Source organism: Veillonellaceae bacterium (assembly GCA_025992895.1).
Classification (GTDB): Bacteria; Bacillota; Negativicutes; order Veillonellales; family Dialisteraceae; genus Dialister.
Genome location: DAJPGA010000001.1, coordinates 1,072,501 through 1,096,274, shown reverse-complemented (window position 1 = coordinate 1,096,274; position 23,774 = coordinate 1,072,501). Strand labels below are relative to the sequence as shown.

General features: G+C 49.2%; 18 protein-coding genes and 2 rRNA genes (1 of these 20 running past the window's edge). 8 read left to right on the top strand and 12 right to left on the bottom strand.

All coding sequences use genetic code 11. The features are described 5' to 3' along the window. Nucleotides 1-120 precede the first annotated feature (120 nt). The 3 genes from OIM03_04515 to OIM03_04505 form a co-directional block, all read right to left on the bottom strand. Nucleotides 121-2,262 carry a sulfatase-like hydrolase/transferase gene (locus OIM03_04515; GenBank protein HJI73539.1) on the bottom strand — a complete coding sequence of 714 codons (2,142 nt, stop codon included), beginning with the start codon at nt 2,260-2,262 and terminating at the stop codon, nt 121-123. Between the two features lie 211 nt (nt 2,263-2,473). Continuing rightward, nucleotides 2,474-3,832: a PFL family protein gene (locus tag OIM03_04510; GenBank protein ID HJI73538.1), complete on the bottom strand. Its 1,359-nt coding sequence runs from the start codon at nt 3,830-3,832 to the stop codon at nt 2,474-2,476. A gap of 11 nt (nt 3,833-3,843) precedes the next feature. Further along, nucleotides 3,844-4,116 carry an ACT domain-containing protein gene (locus OIM03_04505; GenBank protein HJI73537.1) on the bottom strand — a complete coding sequence of 91 codons (273 nt, stop codon included), beginning with the start codon at nt 4,114-4,116 and terminating at the stop codon, nt 3,844-3,846. 639 nt (nt 4,117-4,755) lie between these two features. On the opposite strand from OIM03_04505, the gene OIM03_04500 reads away from it, so the two are divergent. The 4 genes from OIM03_04500 to OIM03_04485 are packed head-to-tail and all read left to right on the top strand — an operon-like array spanning nt 4,756 to nt 8,346. Next, entirely contained in the window at nt 4,756-5,514 is a 759-nt protein-coding gene (locus OIM03_04500) for an exodeoxyribonuclease III (GenBank protein HJI73536.1), read from the top strand. An 18-nt stretch (nt 5,515-5,532) separates the two neighbouring features. Beyond that, complete coding sequence (locus tag OIM03_04495) at nt 5,533-6,690, top strand: HAMP domain-containing histidine kinase (GenBank protein ID HJI73535.1); 1,158 nt, start codon at nt 5,533-5,535, stop codon at nt 6,688-6,690. Beyond that, nucleotides 6,687-7,394, top strand: a complete 708-nt coding sequence (locus OIM03_04490) for a response regulator transcription factor (protein HJI73534.1) — start codon at nt 6,687-6,689, stop codon at nt 7,392-7,394. The genes OIM03_04495 and OIM03_04490 overlap by 4 nt, the downstream gene beginning before the upstream one ends. Nucleotides 7,395-7,410: 16 nt before the next feature. After that, a complete protein-coding gene (locus OIM03_04485) occupies nt 7,411-8,346 on the top strand; it encodes an NAD-dependent epimerase/dehydratase family protein (GenBank protein HJI73533.1) in 936 nt (311 codons plus the stop codon). A 60-nt stretch (nt 8,347-8,406) separates the two neighbouring features. On the opposite strand, the gene OIM03_04480 is transcribed toward OIM03_04485, so the two are convergent. Next, complete coding sequence (locus OIM03_04480; GenBank protein HJI73532.1) at nt 8,407-8,880, bottom strand: HAD hydrolase family protein; 474 nt, start codon at nt 8,878-8,880, stop codon at nt 8,407-8,409. Nucleotides 8,881-9,018: 138 nt separating this feature from the next. On the opposite strand from OIM03_04480, the gene OIM03_04475 reads away from it, so the two are divergent. Together OIM03_04475 and OIM03_04470 are read left to right on the top strand one after the other, a co-directional pair. Continuing rightward, nucleotides 9,019-9,717, top strand: a complete 699-nt coding sequence (locus tag OIM03_04475; protein ID HJI73531.1) for a helix-turn-helix domain-containing protein — start codon at nt 9,019-9,021, stop codon at nt 9,715-9,717. A gap of 29 nt (nt 9,718-9,746) precedes the next feature. Further along, entirely contained in the window at nt 9,747-10,589 is an 843-nt protein-coding gene (locus OIM03_04470; GenBank protein ID HJI73530.1) for an IS3 family transposase, read from the top strand. A gap of 48 nt (nt 10,590-10,637) precedes the next feature. On the opposite strand, the gene OIM03_04465 is transcribed toward OIM03_04470, so the two are convergent. Further along, on the bottom strand, nt 10,638-10,928 hold the full coding sequence (locus OIM03_04465) for an HAD-IIB family hydrolase (protein HJI73529.1): 291 nt from the start codon (nt 10,926-10,928) through the stop codon (nt 10,638-10,640). Nucleotides 10,929-11,200: 272 nt separating this feature from the next. Here OIM03_04465 and OIM03_04460 point away from each other — a divergent pair, with 272 nt between their 5' ends. Both OIM03_04460 and OIM03_04455 read left to right on the top strand, forming a co-directional pair. Then, nucleotides 11,201-12,085 (top strand): DMT family transporter, encoded by an 885-nt coding sequence (locus OIM03_04460; GenBank protein HJI73528.1) that lies wholly within the window; start codon nt 11,201-11,203, stop codon nt 12,083-12,085. A 54-nt stretch (nt 12,086-12,139) separates the two neighbouring features. Further along, the gene (locus OIM03_04455) at nt 12,140-13,084 is read left to right on the top strand and encodes a 2-hydroxyacid dehydrogenase (protein HJI73527.1); all 945 of its coding nucleotides are present in this window, start codon (nt 12,140-12,142) and stop codon (nt 13,082-13,084) included. A gap of 74 nt (nt 13,085-13,158) precedes the next feature. Here the strand turns inward: OIM03_04455 and OIM03_04450 are convergent, their stop codons facing one another. The 7 genes from OIM03_04450 to OIM03_04420 all read right to left on the bottom strand — a co-directional run. Further along, on the bottom strand, nt 13,159-14,121 hold the full coding sequence (locus OIM03_04450; GenBank protein HJI73526.1) for an RluA family pseudouridine synthase: 963 nt from the start codon (nt 14,119-14,121) through the stop codon (nt 13,159-13,161). Between the two features lie 215 nt (nt 14,122-14,336). Continuing rightward, on the bottom strand, nt 14,337-17,516 hold the full coding sequence (locus OIM03_04445) for a multidrug efflux RND transporter permease subunit (protein ID HJI73525.1): 3,180 nt from the start codon (nt 17,514-17,516) through the stop codon (nt 14,337-14,339). 12 nt (nt 17,517-17,528) lie between these two features. Beyond that, nucleotides 17,529-18,743, bottom strand: a complete 1,215-nt coding sequence (locus OIM03_04440) for an efflux RND transporter periplasmic adaptor subunit (protein ID HJI73524.1) — start codon at nt 18,741-18,743, stop codon at nt 17,529-17,531. Nucleotides 18,744-18,959: 216 nt separating this feature from the next. After that, the gene (locus OIM03_04435; protein ID HJI73523.1) at nt 18,960-19,886 is read right to left on the bottom strand and encodes a carbon-nitrogen hydrolase family protein; all 927 of its coding nucleotides are present in this window, start codon (nt 19,884-19,886) and stop codon (nt 18,960-18,962) included. A gap of 575 nt (nt 19,887-20,461) precedes the next feature. Next, a complete protein-coding gene (locus OIM03_04430; GenBank protein HJI73522.1) occupies nt 20,462-20,755 on the bottom strand; it encodes a hypothetical protein in 294 nt (97 codons plus the stop codon). A 448-nt stretch (nt 20,756-21,203) separates the two neighbouring features. After that, a 5S ribosomal RNA gene (rrf, locus tag OIM03_04425) occupies nt 21,204-21,320 on the bottom strand. A gap of 78 nt (nt 21,321-21,398) precedes the next feature. Continuing rightward, a 23S ribosomal RNA gene (locus OIM03_04420) occupies nt 21,399-23,774 on the bottom strand (it continues 550 nt past the right edge of the window).

Genomic DNA, 23,774 nt, shown 5'->3' with positions numbered 1-23,774 from the left:
AGTCCTCCTTGTATTATACGGGAAAATGAAATCTTAATTCAACATTTTAGATGAATTTTAATAGGATAGCAAGAAAGAGCCGGGCAATCCTGGCTCTTTCCCAAAAATTAGTTCAAATGATTACGATGCCTGGGACAGTCCTTCGTTTTCCACTTCAGGCATCGGCTTGGCGGAAATCTTGACCGGCTTGAAACGGCTCCAGTCGAATTCATCACTTCCGGATGCTCTTGCACGGTCCTGCAGTCCCTGATTCCAGGCAGCGTCATTGGCCGCCTTATCCGATCCAAGCTGTTCCACGTCATTTCTGACCATGATGTTTCCATACATGGTCATGAGGGTCGTGACGTCCTTGTCGTACTTCGGCGAGAAGAAATCGTCAGCTGGGTCATAGTGAGCCGCCTTGATTCCCATGATGCCAAGGAAGGTATCATAGAGCATGTCGTTGGTGAACGGCATATTTCTTCTTTCGAGCATCATGCGGAACTCTTCCGGACGTTCTCTTTCATACTGCGGGGATGTGTACACCCAGAACGGGATGTGAACCATGGTAAAGTCGAACTGGTCCGCATTGTGCCCCGGTCTTTCTGTCACCTGTTCCCCATGATCGGAGAAGTACATGACGCTGTCAGCGTGGAGATAATTTGTGGCAGAATTCATGATACTTTCCATGACGTAGTCATTGAAAAGCACAGAATTGTCGTATTCATCATTCATGATTTCAGCCGTGCTTCTGACCTTGCCCTGGTCTTCCGGCCAGTGGTAGAACTCGGAAGGATACCTGTCCCAATAGCTGACGTGGCTGCCCATCAGATGGATGACAATGAGCTGGCGGCGGTTATTCGGGTCGACCTTCTTCAAGTACGGGACAAGCGCGGTATCGTAGTCCTTGGTGATGACATCGGTGCCGACATACTGGTTGATCCAGTACTGATCGTCGCAGGCAGATCCGATTGCGCCGATCGGCGTATCCCAGATGCCGAAACGGGACTGGTTGGAAATCCATGTCGTATGGAAGCCTGCCTCTCTTGCCATATCGATGATGGAATAGGCATTGGCAAGCGCCATGTCATTATACTGGTTCTTTTCCGTCAACGCTTCGGTCAGGACCTGGACGGTCTGCGTATAGCAGGAATACGCATGATTGAAGAACACATAATGCGGATCGATGGCTGCCTGTGACTGGAATGGTGTCGTATCTCTTTCGTAGCCATAGACATTCATATGATCGCGCGTCAGGGATTCGCCGATGACAAGCACATAGACGCCGTCCGGCGCAGCCTTGAGCTTTTCGATGATTTCAGGATCCTTGATTCTCATATTCCTGCGGGCTTCGACGATTTTCTGGAAATCATGGAAGCTCTGCAGCGTTTCATACGTTTCTGCATAGACATGAGCAATGCGCGTGCCGCCGATCGACAGTCCGCAGAGGCCAAGATTAATGATGAAGAGCCCCAGCATGGCAAACCATGTCTTTCTCGAAACAGATTCCACGCGGTCGAAGCTGAAGCGGCTGTTGTGGTAAATGAGCCAGCCAAGGAGAAGAACGGCTGTCACGCCCACGGCAATGCCTGCATACGGGATATTGACCTGGATGTATTCCATCGTCTCCGCCAGATTGGTCTGCGCCAGTGCAAGCAGCATGTTGATGGAAATCAGGGAATGCGTAATGAAGTAATACCCGATATAAGTAAACTGGATGAGAACATAAATGACAATGAGAAGCGCACAGATGATGCGTGCGATTGTTCTCCATTTCCCCGGCAGGATCCATGCGGCAGTCAGGCAGGAAATGAAAAGATAGAGCGGCGTCGACAGCTCTCCTGATATATCCGACATATCCAGAAGGACATTCGTCTGCGTGGACAGGAACGGCACGATTAGCCCGAGTGCCCAGAGGAATGCAATCGTCAGCCATAGGTGGAGCGCAGCCTTCTTCAAATCATGACGGATGAAGTAAGCAGTAACAAAGCCCACCTGCAGGAAAAGCAGGAATACCTTGATCTGGGATGCGAAGGCATATCCGCCAGGCGCACCGAAGTACCAGGAAAGGAAGAGCGCAATCGTGAATGGAACGAGCGTTGCAATCGCCCACCAGCGTTTCCAGTGGCCCGGACTTTCCCTTTTTTCCGTTTCTTTCATTGGTTCTTTGCCCGGTTCTTTTATTTCATTTATTTCTTTCTTTATTTCTTCTGCCGGTTTCTTTTCCGGAAGATCTTTTTTCTCCGCGGTATTTTTCCCCGCTTGTATTTTTTTACGTGTCATGATAACCCTTTACATACCCGTAACTATATCCTTACTAATAAACAAATAACTGTTTTATTTTATCACAAGTATGCAAAAAATACATCAAGGAAGGGAAAGGTCCCTCTCTCCCCGTTTTACATGAATTTTCTTCCATTCCATCAAAAAAACGCTCGAAGGAAAGCTTCTGGTTCTGTGCAGGAACCCCCTTCGGGCATTTTATTTTCCTGTATTAATTTGTCAGGGAACGAATCGGTGCAGGGATCTTGCCGCCTCTGGCAATGAATTCATCTGCCTTGAATTCGTTGATCTTCATGACAGGAGCATATCCCATGAGTCCGCCGAACTGGACCATGTCTCCCGGTTTCTTTCCAGGTACTGGAATCAGGCGGGTAGCTGTCGTCTTGTTGTTGATCATGCCGATGGCCGCTTCATCTGCCAGGATAGCAGAAATCGTGGATGCTGTCGTGTCTCCGGGAACGGCAATCATATCAAGGCCGACAGAGCATACGCAGGTCATGGCTTCTAGTTTTTCAAGGGAAAGGCTTCCCTTCTGTACAGCTTCAATCATGCCAAGGTCTTCACTGACCGGAATGAAAGCGCCGGAAAGTCCGCCGACGGAAGAAGAAGCCATAAGGCCGCCCTTCTTCACTGCGTCGTTTAGGAGTGCCAGGGCTGCCGTGGTACCGGGACCGCCGCAGCTTTCAAGCCCCATTTCCTCAAGAACCTGCGCCACGCTGTCTCCAACGGCAGAAGTCGGTGCAAGGGAAAGGTCGATAATGCCGAACGGTGCATGGAGGCGATCGACGGCAGCTTCTGCTACCATCTGTCCAAGACGCGTGATCATGAAGGCTGTATTCTTGATGGTCTTGGCAACGACATTAAGCGGTTCGCCTTTGACGTCTTCCAATGCTCTCTTGACAACGCCCGGGCCGGATACGCCGACATGAATGGCTGTATCTCCCTGCGTGACGCCATGGAAAGCGCCTGCCATGAACGGATTGTCTTCGACTGCGTTGCAGAATTCGACAAGCTTCGTGCATCCGTATGCATCCTGATCCTTTGTGAGTTCAGCGGTTTCCTTTACGATCTCGCCCATACGCTTCACAGCATCCATATTGATGCCTGCCTTGGTGGAGCCGATGGCAACCGAGCTGCAGATGCTCTTCGTGACAGCCAGCGCTTCCGGAATGGAATCGATCAGGATTTTGTCCGAAGAAGACATGCCCCTGTCCACAAGTGCGGAAAATCCGCCCAGGATGTCGACACCGACAGCATCAGCTGCTTTCTGGAGCGTTTCAGCAATCGGCACATAGCTCTTTGCATTCGTGCCGCCGGCAATGAGCGCTACCGGCGTGACAGAAATACGGCGGTTAATGATCGGCACGCCATATTCCCTGGAAATATCATGGCTGACGTCCGTCAAATGTTCTGCCTTCTGGCAGATCGTATCATAGATCCTGGTCAGCAGGGTCTTTTCATCGTTGGATACGCAGCCCAGAAGCGAAATGCCCATGGTAATCGTGCGGACATCCAGCTTATTCTGGTCAAACATGCGCTCCGTCGCAAGAATTTCCTCTATATCGAGCATGGCTCCTCCTTTCAGATCCTGTGCATGGCATAAAAGATATCCGCCAGCTGCACTCTGACATCGACGCCCAGCTCACGGCCCAGTTCTCCCATGTCGTCCTGTACCTGTTTCAAAGAGCCCTTTGCGTTCTCCATGTCACAGATCAGCACCATATCAAAGATTCCATCCAGAATGGTCTGGGAAATATCCAGAATATTAATGTTTTCTTTTGCAAGTTCCTTTGTTACGCCGGCAACAATACCGACGCGGTCGGCACCAATGACGGTTACCACGATTTTTTTCATGTCCTGTTCTCCCTTCGGCATACCGGAAGCGCCCTTTTTCCATCACTGCCAAGGCAGTCACTTCCCGTTTGTTGTACTGCTCTAGCTATTATAGCACAGATCCCTTTTTTCTTACGGTATTTAAGGCCCCCGGCTCCTATGACTTTCCGCATTTTTCATCATTTGATTCTGCGCTTCCGGCCGGCAGCAGCGGCAAGAATGAAATCCTTCCCTTTCAATTGTCACCTTTGCCTTTCTTTTCACTTTTGACCCTGCAAAAATCTCTCTGAAATGGTATGATTTCTATTATTCCCAAAATGCAGGGAAGTACCTGCTTTTTACGTTCATGTGTTATTGATTTCCTGTATAAGTTTATAAATTGTATAAACTTCGTTGACGATCGCTTAAAGACTCTCCTTTATACTTTGTAAAGCAGCCCTTGTCTCAGCGTGGATGTTTATCGAAATTTACTACAAAAGCGATATGTGACTCCCCAGTATTCAAAACACTGAACTATCCGTTGAATTTATAAATTTATTTATAAACTAAAACTGTATTTATGCCGTCTAAAAAGTGTATAATTAGGATGGGAATAGAAGTTTCTGAATTTACCAGCCATGGTGAATTGTTTTTGAATCAAAGGAGGGCCGTATGTCAAAACTGAAATACATCTCTTGGAATGTCAACGGACTCCGGGCCTGCATCAAGAAAGGGTTCATGGACGCATTCCATGATCTGGATGCAGACTGTTTCTGCCTGCAGGAAACCAAGCTGCAGCCGGATCAGATCGAACTTGACCTGCCCGGATACCACCAGTACTGGAACAGCGCTGTCAAAAAAGGCTACAGCGGGACAGCGATTTTCAGCAAGAAAGAGCCTTTGTCCGTCACCTATGGACTTGGGATCGAGGAACATGATCAGGAAGGGCGTCTCATCACTGCCGATTTCGGATCGCATTATCTCCTCTGCTGCTACACGCCGAACAGCCAGCGCGGACTCGTCCGTCTGGACTACCGCATGAAATGGGAAACGGAAATGATTGCTTACATGAAGCGTCTTTCCGAAGAAAAGCCCGTCATCCTCTGCGGCGACCTCAATGTCGCTCATGAGGAAATCGATATCGCCAACCCGGCATCTAATCACAAGAACGCCGGATTCACTGACGAGGAAAGAAGCCGCATGACTGAGCTCCTGTCAAAAGGATTTACCGATTCCTTCCGCTTCAAGTATCCTGACAAGGAAAAGGCGTATTCCTGGTGGAGCTATTTCGCTAAATCCAGAGAAAGAAACATCGGATGGAGAATCGATTACTTCATCGTCTCCAACGCTTTGAAGGCGCATATCGAGGATGCGAAGATCCACCCGGAAATCCTGGGAAGCGATCACTGCCCTGTCGAACTTGATCTTGACCTGGATTAAGGACGGAGGCGAATCAATATGGATGAAAATGATAATCCGGCAGAGAACTTAGCGCCTCCGCTGCCACCTGTACCGCCTGCCCCGCCGGAAGGAAGCAGTCTTCAGCAGAAGATGATTGCAAGCACACTGGGACTCATAGGCATTCCTGTCTCAGCTTCCATCATCATTACGACACTGCTCCTCCTCTATGCTTCTCACGGGGACGCCGTCATCAACAAGTATGTTTACATGGGATTCATCCTCCTGATCCTTGCGATCATCGCTTTCAGTGCAAGGATGAATTACCTCTTCTATGAAAGAACGAAATCGCGCATCATCATCCCGCTCCAGCAGCTGTCCCTGGCAGCCCATGCCATACAGTACGGGAACTTCAATGTCGTGGTCGACCACCACAGCGATGATGAGCTTGGCGAGGTCTGCAACACATTCCGCACGATGCAGTCGTACCTGAAGAACAGCATCGCAGAACGCGCCCACCTCCTCACCAGCCGCAAGATCCTCTTCTCAGGCATTACGCATGACCTTAGGACCCCGCTCACGACGATCATGGGATACACGGAAGCCCTGCAGCTGGGACTTGGCAAAACACCGGAAAAGAGGAAGCAGTACCTTGCCTCGATTGCCTCGTGTGCAGATGACTTGTCAAAACTGATCGATGAATTGTCTCTTTATAATAAACTTTCGACAAGCCGCATCATCTGCCATCCGGTACCGACGAACTTCAGCCGCGCTATCCACTCCTTCATCAATGAAGACCTGGAATACCTGAAATCCAGGAATGTGAACGTCTCTTACAACACCGATGATTCCATCATCGCCATGCTTGATGAGAAAGAATTCCAGAGAGTGGTTTTCAATTTACTGGCAAATACGATAAAATATAGAGACAAAGATACCTCAGAAGTCCTGATCCAGATTTACCGCAAGGGAAAATATGCAGAATTCACGTATCAGGATGACGGCCCCGGAGTTCCTCCGGAAAAGACCGCCCACATATTCGAAGCCTTTTACAGGACGGATGAGGCAAGAAGCAAAACAAGCAACGGCAGCGGCCTTGGTCTTGCGATTGTAGCGGAGATCGTCACGGCGCATAAGGGACGTTACCGCGCTGTCAATGAAAATGGATTGAAAATGATATTTGATATCCCGCTGAAAGAAGGGAGCAACACAAAATGATGAGAAAAGTACTTGTAGTGGAAGATGAACCGAAGATTGCCAACATGGAAAGAGATTTCCTGGAAGGCGCCGGCTTTGAACCATATGTCACAGACAATGGCGAGGAAGCCCTCAAAATCATGGATGAAGTGAAGATCGATGCTATCATCCTTGACGTCATGCTTCCGGGAGAGGATGGATTCTCTCTTTGCCGCAAAATGCGTGAAAAGACTGATGCACCGATTATCTTCGCAACAGCACGCACAGAAGATGCGGACATCGTCAGAGGTCTGGGCCTCGGCGCTGATGACTACATCGTGAAGCCGTTCAAGGGCACTGTCCTCATGGCTCACCTGAGAGCTCAGCTCGCTACCCACAACCGTCTCCTCAACAGAGACCTTGCAAGACCGCAGGTGGAAAAAGGCATCACCGTAGGCGATGTCACCATCCGTCCGAAAGCCCGCCAGGTACTCCTGAACGGCAAGGACGTCACACTGACAGGCAAGGAATTCGACCTCCTCTACTTCCTCGTCCAGCATCCGAATGAAGTATTCTCCAAGGAACAGCTCTTCGAGAAAATCTGGAGCTTCGATCCGATCGGCGATCCTGCAACGGTCACCGTACATATCAACAGACTGAGAGACAAGCTGAAAAATGCTGCCGGACATCCTTATGAAGGAATCGAAACCGTCTGGGGCGCAGGCTACCGCTTCCATCAGGACTGATTCCGGGGGTGGAATTTTGCGAATTTTAGTAACCGGCGGTGCCGGATTTATAGGTTCTCATCTGGTCGACAAGCTTCTGTCGCTCGGCCATGAAGTAACCGTCATTGATAACCTCTCCGCAGGGACGGGAGAATTCCTCCCGCCTCAGGCGGAATTTATTCAAGCGGATATCAGAGATAGAAAGACCCTTCAAGACCTTTTTGAAAAAAGGAAATTTGACGTCGTTTATCACGAAGCAGCACAGACCATGGTCCCTGTATCCATCAAGGATCCAAGCTATGATGCGGACGAAAACATCATGGGACTTCTTTCCGTCCTTGAGTGCGCAAGAGCGACTGGCGTGAGAAAGATCATTTTCTCCTCCTCTGCCGCTGTCTACGGGGACAACCCCGCCCTTCCCCTCAAGGAAAATGAAGTGCCTGTCCCGGAATCCTTCTACGGCCTGACCAAGTGGATGACCGAGAAGTACCTGGAACTTTACAAGAAACTGTACGGCCTTGATTACACGATCCTTCGCTACAGCAACGTATACGGTCCCCGTCAGGGAGCTAACGGAGAAGGCGGCGTCATCTACATTTTCGCAAAAGCCCTCGCCTGCGGAAAGCCCATCACCATCTTCGGCGACGGTTCACAGACAAGAGACTTCATTTCCGTCCATGACATCGTTGCAGCCAATATCGCCGCCCTTGAAAAAGGAAGCGGGGAAATCTGCAATGTCAGCACGGAAACGGAAATCAGCCTGAACGAGCTCGCCCATGAAATGGTCACACTGGCCGGATATGATGATTCCTTCATTCATTACACAGAAGAACGTACCGGAGATATCCATCGTTCCTGCCTGTCCAATGAAAAGCTGAAATCTCTCTTCGGCTGGAAACCATCGTACAACTTAAACGACGGATTGAAGGATACCCTTTCCTTCTTTACCCAGCGGGAAAAGAATACCAAATAATCCAACAAAAAGAGACTGTCAATCGAACCATCGATTCCAGTCTCTTTTTGTTGTATTTATTTATTTCAGAAGACTTTCAATCATGTGTGCTACGCCGTCTTCTTCATTCGATGCGCAGACACCTTTTGCTGCATCAAGGGCAATCTTGTCCGCATTGGCTACGGCATAAGACTCTCCTGCCATTCTGAGAAGCGGGACATCATTTTCCGTATTTCCGAACGCCATGATCTCGGAAGCGGAAATTCCTGCCTGATCCGCCAGGTACTTCACAGCCGTTGCTTTATTGATACCGCTCTTGTGCATGTCGACGAAGTCATCTCCAGGAAATACGACATCCACTGCATCCCCAAACTTGTTTTCAATGGCTTTCCTGATTTCCAGCCTGACCGCGGGATCCGGATCAGAGAAAACGATCCTTGTCACCTTCTTTGGCGGATTGAAAAAAGCCGCCCCGAGAAATTCCGGCTGCACGGTCCTGTACTTTCTGTACTTGATTTCCGTCCCGTCGGGGGCCTTCCATGTAGATTTTATCATCCCAGAACGCAGTGACCTTGAGCCCCTCTTCCTTTGCCCATAAAAGTGGTATGATTCAACAAGAAAGACAGAATAATATCATAAATATATTAGGAGGTCATTCTTATGCCATGTAAAACCAAAGCGTCCCCGGAGGAAATGTTAGACCAGATTGCTTCATATCTCTATCAGGGTGTTACGATTACCCAGGCAGCTGAAAATCTTCATATGAGCCGCATAACATTCAGGAAATGGGTCCTCCGGTATAAAGAGGAGGGCTTTAAGGGATTGCGGCCCAGGCAGCATTTGTCTTACTACTCCAATCAGATGAAGATCCAGGCCGTAAAGGAATATCTTAAAGGCGGTGTTTCCATGCTTTCCGTCTGTGCCAAATACAGAATTTCCGGCACACTCTCCCTTAAAACATGGATTGAGGCGTATAATGAGCATAAGTTGACAGACCTCGTTTCTGAAGGAGGAGATCTTATGGGCAAACGCCAGCAATCGGTCAAGGAAGAGCGAGTCAGAATCGTTCAGGAGTGCATCGCCAGTGGATGCGATTATAACAAGATAGCCAAGAAGTACAACATGTCCTACCAAACGCTCTACACATGGGTAAAAAAGTTCAAGGAAATGGGCGAAGTTGGTCTTGAGGATTACAGAGGAAAGCCGATCAGGCTCCAAACGCCCCGGACCGAAGAAGAACAGCTGCGTCAGGAGAATGCCAGACTTCTTGAAGAACAGAAGGATCTTATAGCAGAGATTGCCCTGCTAAAAAAAAAGATGGAGATAGAGGAAAGGTTGCGTTCCTCGAAGGATTCAGCCTTACTCACCTTCTCAGAGATTTTAAAGCCATAAAAGAAGTCCATGAAGAAACCAACATCTCCATAGAAAGTCTCTGCCGACTCTCAAAGGTCTCCCGGGCAGCTTATTACGGATGGCTGAATCATATTAAGAGCGGCCGTGAACTGCTGAGAGAAAAGGTCGCACAGGAGGTCATGAAAACCCATCAGGAATATCCGGATATGGGATACCGCCGGATTAACGATTGGATCAAGAAGGATGACAACATCAATATAAATGTAAGCGACAGTCTGGTTCTTCGTATCATGCGGATACTTAATATTAAGTCCGTGATCAAGTACAAGACCGATGGTTGCACTCGTAACGCAAAGGATCCAAAGTACATTTTTGAAAACCTGCTGAACCGTGACTTTGATGCCGGCGTGTCCAATGCAAGATGGATGACGGATGTCACTGAATTCAAGTACACAACTGCTGATGGAGTTTTGCACAAGTTATATTTAAGCGCGATTATTGACGGCCATGATCGCCGGATTGTCTCTTATGTCATCGGCGACAGGAACAATACTGCACTGGCTTTTGAGACAATGGAAAAGGCACTTAAAGAGAATCCTGGAGAACATCCAATGATTCATACCGACCGCGGATTCCAGTATACAAGCAACGGATTCCATAAGATTGTTGAAAAAGCAGGACTGGTTCACAGCATGTCCCGTGTAGGCTGCTGTGCAGACAACGGTCTGATGGAAGGGTTCTGGGGAATGCTGAAGCGCGAACGTTACTACACACGTAAATTCACCAGCCGTAAAGCAGTGGTAAGCATGATCAACGGCTACATCTACTTCTACAACAACAAACGCATTCAGCGCAAATTACATCTTTTAGCTCCAATGGAAGTATTCAACGCAGCTCCAATGGCTGCATGATTAAGATTAAAGTACGATTAGATTTTTTATGATATTTATTTGTCTGTATTAACAAATCCGCACCAAAAGAGCCTTCGAAGCAAACTCCGGATCCATCCCTTCCTGATAGATGGCTTCCCCCGTTTCACCCATCATGATCCATGCGCCCGTATAGCATACGACCGGGACATTGCCCAGTTCGAGCACTTCCATTTTCTTCCTGGCGGAATTCCACATGCGTCCCGTAGCAATGACGACCTTGAATCCTTCCTCAGATGCTTTCTTGATCACATCACGGGAGTATGAGGAAATGGTCATGTCGTCATGCAGGAGCGTACCGTCAAGATCAATCGCTATCATACGAATCGACATATCAAAACTCTCCTTCTTCAGGGAAATCCCTGTATGATACCCGGTAAACGGATAATTATTTCTAAAGAACATTCTTATTCGACTATACCACATTTACAGATGAGAAAATACCCTTGGCGCCAAATGGAGCCGATTTCATCTTCCTCTTTGCTGAATGGTAGCAAAAAGCAGGATGATTCATTATAATAAATAATAATCAAGGGCATGCCTCATGCCAAATTCCAGAGCCTGCCGCGGCTCTTTTTTTCAACGGAGAATGTATGAAATATCGTCTTCTGCTCGTACTGGCGGCCTTGATCTGGGGCTCTGCCTTTGTGGCGCAGGTCGTCGGCATGGACACGATCGGTCCATTTACCTTCGGCGGCGTACGTTTCCTCTTAGGAAGCGCAAGCCTTCTGCCCATCATTTATATGAACCGGCATAAGGAAAATCCCAAGTCCACGAAGATTCCGCTCTGGGCGGCGTTCCTCATGACAGGACTTCCCCTTTTTGCCGCCGCCACGATCCAGCAGGTCGGCCTGCAGTTTACCACGGCATCAAAGGCCAGTTTCCTGACAGCCAATTACATACTCTTAGTCCCCTTCTTCGGACTTTTTCTGGGACATCCGCTCCGCCTGACGCACCTTGTCGGTGCCGTCACAGCTATTACAGGCGTCTACCTCATGTCCATCAAATCAGATTTCACCATCAGCCCGGGCGACCTTATGATGCTTCTCTGCGCTATTTTCTTCTCCCTGCAGATTCTGGCGCTTGACTATCTGACACAGAGATTTGATCCTGTTCTTCTTTCATCGGGGCAGTTCTTCGTCACAGGCATCCTGAACCTCGTCCTTGCCTTTATGTATGAAACACCGACATGGACAGGGATCGAAGGCGCTATGGGCGCTCTCCTCTATACTGGCATCCTTTCAAGCGGCGTTGCTTACACGCTGCAGGCAGTCGGGCAGAAATACATGCCTCCGACCGAAGCCTCCATGATTTTAAGCCTTGAAATGGTCTTTGGCGGATTGAGCGGCGTCCTTTTCCTGGGTGACACATTCACCGAACGCCAGATGGCAGGCATTGCCGCCATGTGCATAGGCGTATTCGTCTCACAGCTTCCAAGCCGGGCCATTCTCCGGCTGAGAGAAAAACCCATCTCATAAATTCCAGAATTTATTCATCCCCTCAAGGGCATTGATCAGGAAAGGAGCAGTATTATGAAAGAAATCGTTATCGCGCAGCCATTAGGCATCACCGGGGAGCTTTTGGAATCCCTCGCAGCCGGTCTTAAGAAAGAAGGCTGGAACCTGACCGCTTATGACAAAGTTCCCTCTGGCCAGGAAGAACTCGGTAAACGCATCGAAGGTGCTGACATCGCTGTCATTGCCAACTATCCTCTGAAAAAGGAAGCACTGGAAAAAGCAGCTTCCCTCAAGTACCTCTGCGTCGCTTTCACCGGTGTCGATCATGTCGATATAGCTTACTGCAGGGAAAGACATATTGCCGTATCCAACTGCGCAGGCTACTCCACCGAATCCGTAGCTGAACTTGCCTTCGGCATGGCGCTTTCTCTCTACCGCATGCTTCCTGAATGCGGGGAAGCCGTAAGAAATGGAAAAACGAACGCAGGCCTCTGCGGCATCGAGCTCAAGGGAAGAAAATTCGGCATCATCGGAACAGGCGCCATCGGACAGCGTGTGGCTGGTCTTGCCCAGGCATTCGGATGCGAAGTCTACGGATACAGCCGTACGCCAAAGACTTACCTTGTCAACTACACCGATCTTGATACCCTTCTTAAGACCTGTGACATCATTTCCATCCATGTTCCCCTGACCGATGAAACAAGAGGACTGATTAATAAGGAAAAGATTGCCCTCATGAAGAAGGATGCCATCCTGATCAATACTGCCAGAGGCCCTGTCGTAGACAGCAAAGCCCTTGCCGATGCGCTGAAGAAAGGAAAAATTGCTGGCGCAGGCATCGACGTCTTTGAAGGCGAACCTCCGCTTCCTGCCGATCATCCGCTCCTCTCTGCTCCTCACACCATCCTTTCGCCGCACGTAGGCTTTGATACGGAAGAGGCGATGGAAAGAAGAGCCATCCTTGTATTCCACAACATTGAGAACTACCTGAAAGGTGACCAGAAAAACGTCATCTGCTGATACAATATAAACAAAAGGCCCTGCATGCTGCCTGGCATGACAGGGCCTTTTTGTATTTGTATTCTAACGTCCATCTATTTCTGAATGAGTTTTTCCATATCTTCAGGAAGCGGCGCGCAGAAGGATTTCCCTGAGACGCCTTCAAAGCCTTCTTCAAAGGAAGGAAATGATAGAAGTCCGGCATGGAGCATCTGCCTTTTGATGCCAAGCTTCCTTGACGCTTCGATGCTGTCCCTTGTCCCGTACTTCTTATCCCCCAGAAGCGGATGACCTTCTCCTGACATCTGTACGCGGATCTGATGGGACCGTCCTGTCAGGAGCTCGATTTCCATGCGCGTGAAGGTTATTCCCTCTTTACGATACGTTCCTTTGGCTTCATAGAGGATTTCAATGTGCTGCGCATCTTCCGATTTCTTCACAAGACGTACCTGGTTATCCTCATGATTTTTTTGGAGATAGCCTTCCAGCTTTCCCTTTCCCTTCATTTCTCCGTAAACAAGCGCTGTGTAGATCTTTCTCACATCACGCTTCCGGATGATTTCATTCATGGCCTGCAGGGCATGGATATTCTTTCCTGCAATGACAAGGCCGCTCGTATTCCTGTCGAGGCGGTTGCAGACGGACGGCTTGAAAACAGGCGTCACTTCATCCTTCAGGTACGCAAGGATTTCATCATTCAATGACTTTTCCCCGGATGCATCCCCCTGCGTCAAAAGCCCTTCCGGCTTATTGACAAGGATCACATCATGATCTTCATAGACAATCCTTCCGGAGAGCTCATCCCCGTCAGCTTTCCTTTCTGAGACCTTTTCTTCTTTTCCCATGAACTTATCTATCGTTTCATCAGAAAACCAGATTTTTATGCTGTCCCCTGCCTGGATTTTTTCCTTTCCTTCAAGCTTCTTGTCGTTCAGCGTTATATTTTTCTTGCGAAGACTCTTCCGCAGAAGGCCGGCTGATGCACCGGGCATCAATTTCGTGATGTATTTCCATACACTCTGCCCCGCTTCCGATTCGCGGACCCTGAATTCTTTCATACTCTTCTCTCTTTCCATTTAAACGGGCCTTCCTGCCGCCCCAGCCTCTTGGATGAATCACATTTTACCTCTTTCCTGGCAAAGCGCAGAGAATCCCGGTTTATGCTTATTTTTTTATTGTACCATTATGCGCGGGTTCCATGGAATATTCCAATAGAAAAAGAGACCGTGACAAAATGTATAGTCATTTCGCCACAGCCCCTCTTCTCATTAACTTACTTCTGTTTTTTGAAATGCGGCTTGATGCCTCCGCCAAGTTTTGAACCGCGGATGGCAGCAGCTGCTTTCTCCGTTACGATATAGAAAGCCGGGATCAGGAAGAGCCCGAATAACGTAGCAAATGTCATACCGCCTACAACGGCAACACCCATGCCGCATCTGGCCCCTGCGCCCGCGCCTGTTGCAAGTGCCAGCGGCAGGCAGCCGATGATGGAGGTGAAGGCTGTCATGAGGATCGGACGGAAGCGGAGACGGGATGCCTCCACTGCGGCCTCCAGCGGATCCATGCCGTTATCGACACGTTCCTTGGCAAATTCAACAATCAGGATAGCATTCTTTGCCGCCAGACCGATGATCATGATAATACCGATCTGCATGTAAACGCTGTTCTGGAAACCATCACTGGTCGATCCGAGAAGCGCTGCCATTTTGTTGATGGCATATTCAGAGAAAAGCGCTCCGAAAATACCCGTCGGTACGGTAAAAAGTACGGCAAACGGGACTGACCAGCTTTCATAGAGAGCTGCCAGGCAGAGGAAGGCAAAGACAAGCGCCATGGCAAGTGTCTTCATCGTTGAGCTCGACGAGTTGTTTTCCTCGCGGCTCTGGCCGGACCATTCAATCGTCTCCCCTGCAGGAGCGACAGAAAGGACGGCTTCCTTAGCCGCTTCCATGGCTTCGCCGGAGCTGTAGCCGGAAGCAGCACTGCCCTGGATGGCAATACTTCTTACCCCATTGAAACGCGTAATGGAAGAAGGCGCTGTCGTAATGGATTTTGTCAGGATGGTATCAAGGGGAACCATATCACCGCTTGAAGTCTTGACGGAAATGAACTTCAGGGAATCCGCCTGGGAGCGGTACTGTGTGCCTGCCTGTACGATGACTTTGTACGTACGGCCGAACTGATTGAAATCATTGACCTGCGTGCCGCCGAAGTTGACCTGAAGAGCCGTAAATACGTCTGACAAATTGATGCCAAGACTCTTGACCTTCTCGCGGTCGACAGAGAATTCATAGCTTGGCGTATCGGCGCTGTAGTCACTTCTTGTACTCATGAGCTCAGGACGCGCGTTGCAGGCTGCAACAGCCTTGGCCGCAAGATCGCTGAGTTCCGTATCCGAAAGGCCCAGATTATCCTGCAGCTGCATGCTCCAGCCGCCTTCCATGCCAAGGCCCGGGAGCGAGGACACATTGAATGCATAAATGCTGGCTTCCGGATGATCTTTTGCCGCCATCATGTTGAATTTGGTAATAATGGACGTGACACTTTCGGCCGATGCAGTCCGCTGATCCCAGTTATCCAGAGAAACGTAAAGATTTCCTGTATTCGAACTGGATCCGCCTGCATTTGTCATGACATCCTTGACACCTGGAATCGTCTTCGTTTCTGCCGCCATGGCATCGACTGTCTTGATCGTCTGATTGAGGGACGTCCCTTCAGGCATCTTGATGCTTGCCATGAAGAATCCCTGATCTTCCGACGGAACGAAGGTCGAAGGAAGGATCTTGTAGAAAGTCCCCATAAGAACGCAGATGACAACGAGGAAAATGCCTGCAAACTTCAGATGATGAATCATCCAGTCGACCTTCTTCGTATAGCCTTCGCGGATACGGTCGAAGGAAGAATTGAACTTGTGGAAGAATGCAGCAAGCGGGCCGTGCCTGAATCCTGTATCGCCCGGCTTCAGGAGAAGGCCGCAGAGGGCAGGTGTCAGCGTCAGTGCAACAAATGCAGAAATCGCAATCGATATCGTAATCGTCACAGCGAACTGCTTGTAAAGGACACCCGTGATGCCGCCAAGGAAGGCAACCGGAATGAAGATGGACGCCAGAACTGCCGTTGTTGCGACAATTGGTCCCTGCACTTCATCCATAGCCGCTTCCGTCGCAGCCTTTGGATCAAGTTCCTCCCTTTCCATGTGCTCTTCGACGTTTTCAATGACGACGATCGCATCATCGACGACCATGCCGATCGCCAGGACCATCGCAAAGAGTGTCAGCGTATTGATGGAAAAATCAAGAAGAACGAAAGAAGCAAACGTACCGATAATGGAAACCGGCACTGCGAGGACCGGGATCAGTGTCGTCCTCCACTTCTGCAGGAAGAGGAATACGACGAGAACGACAAGTATCAGAGATTCAACGAATGTAGCCTTGACTTCATCAATGGATGCATTGATGAACGACGTATTATCCATGACGATGATGTAATCAAGATCCGGCGGGAAACTGTCCTTGGCCTCCGAGAGGATCTGCTTGACCTGCGTGACAGTATCAAGGGTATTTGCATCATTGGTCAGCTGTACACCGAACCCGATCCCCGACTTTCCGTTGATCTTTGAATTATTGCTTTCATTCTGTGTACCAGTTTCAATCGTGGCAACATCCTTCAAACGGACAAACTGGCCATTGGAAGCAGACTTCAGGATGATATTCCCGAACTGTTCCGGTGTCGTGAGACGGCCCTCCACTTTGGCACTGTACTGCTTTTCCTGCGTAGCCGGTGCCGGCTGCGCGCCGATCGTACCGGCAGGAGCAGACACGTTCTGCTCCTTGATGGCAGATGTGACGTCTGCCACCGTCAGCCCTCTTTCAGCGAGCTTGTCCGGATTCAGCCAGATTCTCATGGCATAACTGGAGCCGAACGTATTGACATTGCCTACGCCGTTTACACGCTGCAGTTTATCCAGAAGGTAAATATCTGCGTAATTCTTAAGGAAGGCCTGGTCATACGTACCTTTTGGCGAATACAGATTGACCATCAGCACCATATCGCCGGATGCTTTCCTGACGGTGAGGCCCGTCTGCTGGACCTCAGAAGGCAGGCTGTTCTTGGCCAGATTGGCGCTGTTCTGTACATTGACGGAATCCGTGTCCCCGTCAGAATCAAGGTCAAAGACAATCGAGAGGCTGTAAGAACCGCTGTTGCTTGACGTCGAAGACATGTAGTCCATATTTTCAACGCCGTTCAGCTGGTCTTCAATGACCTGGGCGACCGTCTGATTGACGATGCTTGCGTTTGCGCCCGTATAATTAGCGCTGAGACGTATCGTCGGCGGAGAGATCTGCGGATACTGTGCAATTGGCAGCGTCGAAAGCGAGATCAGGCCGAGGAGTACGATAATCAGCGAAATGACAATCGCAAAGATTGGACGCCTGATAAAGAATTTAGACATAACCGGCCTCCTTTATGACTGCTGGGAGGTAACGGCATAAGACGGCGTCGTGCTCGTTGTCAGGGACAGCCCCAGTTCCTGCGCATTCGTTTCTGTAGGATTCAGATCCTGCCCTTCCTTCAGATTCGTCAGCCCTTCTACAACGACATTGTCATCCTTGGTAAGACCGCTCTTGACGACATAGTAGCTTCCTACTTCATCCCCAAGCTCCACAATCTTGGAAACAGACTTATTATCCGGTCCTACGACGATGACAAAGGACTTGTTAAGAACCTGCTGCACCGCTCTTTGCGGGACAAGAAGCGCATCCTTCTGCGGCTGGCCCTCAATCGTAACCTTGGCAAACATGCCTGGAAGCAGAAGATGACTGTCATTATTGAAGAGCGCTTTGATCGTGAGCGTACCGGTGGATTGATTGAGCTGGCGGTCAGCAGTATACGTCGTGCTTGTTTCCGAATACTTGGAACCATTGCTGAGTGTAAGCGTTGCCGTCGGCGGAACAAATTCACTGCCTGCTCCATCGCTCTCCTTGGGTTTGCGGCTGTTTTCCCTAAAATTCAGGAATTCATTTTCACTGACAGAGAAAGAAACATAGACCGGATTGATTGTGCCGACAGATACGAGCTGTGTCGAACCCGACGTCACATACGTCCCTGCCGCTACATCATCGACAGAAAGCTTTCCTGATATAGGAGAACGGACGACAGTATCATCCAGATTTTCCTCTGCTTCCTGTAAAAGTGCCTGCATATCTTCATATTCAGAACGGTTTGTTTCCACCGTCGCCCTCTGCGTCGTGAGCGTCTGCTCTGCAATCGCGCCCGAAGCCTCCAGCTTTTCATAGCGCTGGAGATCGATCAGGGAATTGTTGTAAGCCGTCCTGGCCTTATCCACATTGGACCTTGCAGAAAGTACCTGGGACGAATACTGACGGTCGTCAATCTTATAAAGCGGCTGCCCCTTCTCGACAGCCTGACCGCTGGTAAAATACTTTTCCACAATAGAACCGGAAACTCTTGGCTTGATGGCTACCGCATCCGTCGACTGTACTTCCCCTGAATAATCATGGGAAACAGATACATCCTGCTGGAGCACCTTCATCGTCTTTACAGAAACAGCATTGCTTCTCTGCGCCGTCGTACCGCATCCGGCCGTCAGTCCCGTGATTCCGAAAAGAATCACAGCTGCCGCTATTCCTGCCTTCTTCCTTGCATTTCCTATCAACATATTCCCACCCCTGACTCTGTCGGTCCGTGTCTGATGTCTTCAATTCCTCAGGCAGAGATCATCAGACTATTGATTCCAATAGAAAAAATCCAGGCATGCCCGGATCCAAATTCATTCATGTCTACCTTATTGTAACAGAAAACAAAACCTAAATAAATGAAAAACGGATGGAATATCCCGAACCGGGACATATCCATCCGCCTGCACTTTTATTGATTATTTGTCGTCCACATGGAGTGAGAGGACATCATTTCTTGCATAATGACCGCAGGGATCAAATTCCATCTTGGCAGCCGCAGCGTCCTCCATATCCAGATCCGCATAAATAATACGCTCCATATCCCATACCGTCTCGGAAATATCATGACCATAAGGATCAATCACGCAGCTTCCTCCGCGGCATACGATCCCCTTGGAAACAGCATCCTTCTCCGGAGCCGTTGCCAGATCACCCGGATATGAATCCTTCGTAATCAGCATATCGCAGTTGATGACAAAACAGCGTCCTTCCAGTGCAATATGACGAATCGTATGCTGCCATTCTGCATTATCATTCGTATTGCAGGAAATATAAATCGTAATACCCTTCTGGTACAGCGCCGTCCTCGCAAGAGGCATGTAACTCTCCCAGCAGATCAGGCAGCCAATCGGACCCCAAGGCGTATCCATGACAGGGAAATATCCCTCATTCGCATCGCCCCAGACCACACGCTCCGAGCCCGTAGGCTTGAGCTTCCTGTGCGTCAATACTTCACCATCCGGGGAAATCAGAAGATTTGAATTATAAAGAGTCCCGTTCACCGCATCCCTTTCCGAGATGCCGATGCTTACATACACGCCAAGTCTTCTGGCTTCTTCCTTCAGCGCTTCCGTCTCTCCCTCTCCCACAACAATGGATGCATCCGAATAACGCTTCCAGTCCTTCCTGCCATCAGCCGTACGGCGTCCCACAGAAAAGCCGAAATTCATTCCATAAGGATAACCGGGAATAAAAAGCTCCGGAAACACAACAAGATTCGCCCCGCCCTTAGCCGCCTTCTTCAAAAGAGATAAAGCCTTCGAAAGACAGGCCTTCTTATCAAACATCACAGGCTCCGCCTGCACCACAGCCACCCGGCATTGTCCGTCCTTTACTTTCATCATAAATCCCCCTGCCATAGTTTTATCGTATCTTTCAGTCAATATTATATATAGTTTACCATGTCAGCATAATAAAAGAAAAGGGAACATAAAGTGCACGAATTGCGATGATTGACGTACACCCTTAATCACTCCGCCTCTTCCATTAACCATTTCAGCAATGATAATGCAGAACATAATATAAACATAAAATGAAAACATCAATAGCAATGATTGACGGCCTTTAGCTTATCAAATCCGCATGCTTTTCACCATACCAGCCAAGAGGCCTCAGCAGTTATTCATGCAATAAAAAACCACCAACCGGTAAAGATTGATGGGCTTTAGCTGAATCAGCTCTGCATGTTCCTCCCGGCCATTCCGGCCAAGATGACTCAGAAAGTATTCAGACAAAATAAAAGAACTCCAATCATAAGGATTGACGTCCTTCTTTCTTAATCAGCTCTGCTTATTCCTTCCAGCCATTCCAGCCTCAGGACACCTAAATATAGATTACGGAACCGGAGGCATCTTTCTTACGTGATTTTCTTTTAAACGTCTTTTACGATGGCGTCTGCTGCCTAATGCATCAGAACAATTCAGTATTGATTGACAAAAGTTTGATAAAATTCACTCCGTTCATCCTCACTCTCAATATCTGAATCAATGAATTGCTGTAAGTCTCTCTTCATCTTCTCATATATTAATTCTGCTTCATTGGAAGAAGCATAGGCCGTATGCACCATATCACCGTACACACCACAAGTGATGGCATCATAAATCTTACATCTTTCAAGAGTTATATGGCATTGTCCAGCATATTCCTCATCCTTTAATATTCCCCCTCCTTCGCTTCCTATTTGATTTATTTCAGAGTCAAGCCATTTCCACATTATCCAATTCCCCCTATCATAACCTGGGTCTTCATTCTTCCCCCAGTATAACAGAAAGAGCCGATACAGAATATTCTTCCTGACTTTATACCGGCTTTTCTCTCGAGGCAGCAGGTATTCCTGCAAGTGCTCCTTTTCTGTTAATCAGCTCTACCTGTTCCTCCCTTCCATTCCAACCGAGATGAGGCAGCAGGTTATTCACACAAAGCAAAAAGGACATTAATCGTAATGATTGACGTCCTTTATTATTAATCAGCTCTGCTTGTTCCTTCCAGCCATTCTGGCCAAGAATGCCTCAGCAGGCATTCACGCAATAAAAAACCACCAACCGGTAAAGGTTGATGGTTTTCTTTATTAATCAGCTCTGCTTGTTCCTCCCAGCCATTCCGGCCAAGATGATACATAAAGCAAAAGACGCCAACCACAGGGGTTGACGTCTATCGCGCTTAATCAGCAGCTTCCTATCCTCCCAGGCCGCTTCCAGCCAAGTACTTTCGGCGTTTGTGAGCTTAACTACCGTGTTCGGCATGGGTACGGGTGTATCCTCACAGCTATCGCCACTGAATCTGAGAGTCTGTTCTCTCAAAACTATACAGAAGAAGTTCCGAAGGCTCTTTCAAGCCGGTCGTGCTTTTGTGAAATTTAAGTTAAGACCTCGACCTATTAGTACTGCGTCGCTCCAAGCCTCGCGGCTCTTCCACTCACAGCCTATCAACCTCATCGTCTTTAAGGGGTCTTACTCATTGCTGATGAGAAGTCTCATCTTGGGACGGGCTTCACGCTTAGATGCTTTCAGCGTTTATCCTTTCCGGATGCGGCTTTCCAGCCGTGCCACTGGCGTGACAACTGGTACACCGTTGATCCGTCCACTCCGGTCCTCTCGTACTAGGAGCAGCCTCCCTCAAACTTCTTGCGCCCGCGATGGATATGAACCAAACTGTCTCACGACGTTTTGAACCCAGCTCGCGTACCACTTTAATGGGCGAACAGCCCAACCCTTGGAACCTACTCCAGCTCCAGGATGTGATGAGCCGACATCGAGGTGCCAAACCTCCCCGTCGATATGAACTCTTGGGAGAGATTAGCCTGTTATCCCCAGGGTAGCTTTTATCCGTTGAGCGATGGCCTTTCCACGCAGTACCACCGGATCACTAAGCCCGACTTTCGTCTCTGCTCGACTTGTCTGTCTCGCAGTCAAGCTCCCTTCTGCCTTTGCACTCTTCGGCCGGTTTCTGTCCGGCCTGAGGGAACCTTTGGGCGCCTCCGTTACTCTTTCGGAGGCGACCGCCCCAGTCAAACCGCCTGCCTGAGATGGTCCGCAAGGTTGTTAATCTTCGCGTTAGAATCCCAGCAACAGAAGGGTGGTATCCCAACATTGGCTCCGCAGCAACCAAAGTCACTACATCAAAGCCTCCCACCTATCCTGTGCGTCTGCCACCGGGATTCAATCTCAAGCTGCAGTAAAGCTCCATGGGGTCTTTCTGTCCAGTCGCGGGTAACCTGCATCTTCACAGGTATTTCAATTTCACCGGGCCCCTCGTTGAGACAGCGCCCAAATCATTACGCCTTTCATGCGGGTCGGAACTTACCCGACAAGGAATTTCGCTACCTTAGGACCGTTATAGTTACGGCCGCCGTTCACTGGGGCTTCAGTTCAAAGCTTCGCTTGCGCTAACCTCTCTCCTTAACCTTCCAGCACCGGGCAGGCGTCAGCACCTATACTTCAGCTTTCGCTTTCGCAGGCACCTGTGTTTTTGGTAAACAGTTGCTTGGGCCTCTTTTCTGCCACCCTTTTCTGTTCCGTGCGTTTCTGCACTTCGCCTACTCAGGGCCATCCTTCTCCCGAAGTTACGGATGCAATTTGCCGAGTTCCTTAACGAGGGTTTTCCCGCGCACCTTAGGATTCTCTCCCCGCCTACCTGTGTCGGTTTACGGTACGGGCGGATTTCGTCTCGCTAGAAGTTTTTCTTGGCAGTGTGGGATCCATGAGTTCGTCATAATCGCTTATAACTCCCCATCATGTCTCTGCTTTCAGAATCGGGGATTTGCCTCCGATTCAACATACGCACTTGGACGCGCTCTTCCAGTCGCGCGATCATGTGCCCTCCTGCGTCACTCCATTGCTCAAATGACTCCATCCGGTACAGGAATTTCAACCTGTTGTCCATCGCCTATGCGTCTGTGCCTCGGCTTAGGTCCCGACTTACCCTGAGACGACGATCGTTGCTCAGGAACCCTCGGGCTTTCGGTGGAAAGGATTCTCACCTTTCTTTTCGATACTCATACCGGCATTCTCACTTCTTATGTGTCCACATCTCCTTACGGTAATGCTTCTTCCCCATAAGAACGCTCCCCTACCCATTGCATTAAGCAATGCCATAGCTTCGGTTCCGTGCTTGAGCCCCGGACATTTTCGGCGCAGCGTCTCTCGACCAGTGAGCTATTACGCACTCTTTAAATGGTGGCTGCTTCTGAGCCAACATCCTGGTTGTTTATGAAACGCCACATCCTTCGCCACTTAGCACGGCATTTGGGACCTTAGCTGATGATCTGGGCTGTTTCCCTTTTGACCACGGCCCTTATAAGTCGTAGTCTGACTCCCAGGTATAATTGCAGCCATTCGTAGTTTGACTGGGTTTGGTAACCGGGTAGGTCCCTCTCCTGATCAGTGCTCTACCGCCTGCAATCTTTACCCTGAGGCTAGCCCTAAAGCTATTTCGGGGAGAACCAGCTATCTCCACGTTCGATTGGAATTTCACCCCTACCCACACCTCATCCTAACCCTTTTCAACGGATATAGGTTCGGTCCTCCACACATTTTTACCTGTGCTTCAACCTGGACATGGGTAGATCACTGTGGTTTCGGGTCTATGCAGTCCAACTATTCGCCCTATTAAGACTCGCTTTCGCTTCGGCTCCGCATTTCCTGCTTAACCTCGCTGGACCTCATAACTCGCCGGTTCATTCTTCAATAGGCACGCCGTCGACCTGATATATATACGGTCTCCGACTGCTTGTA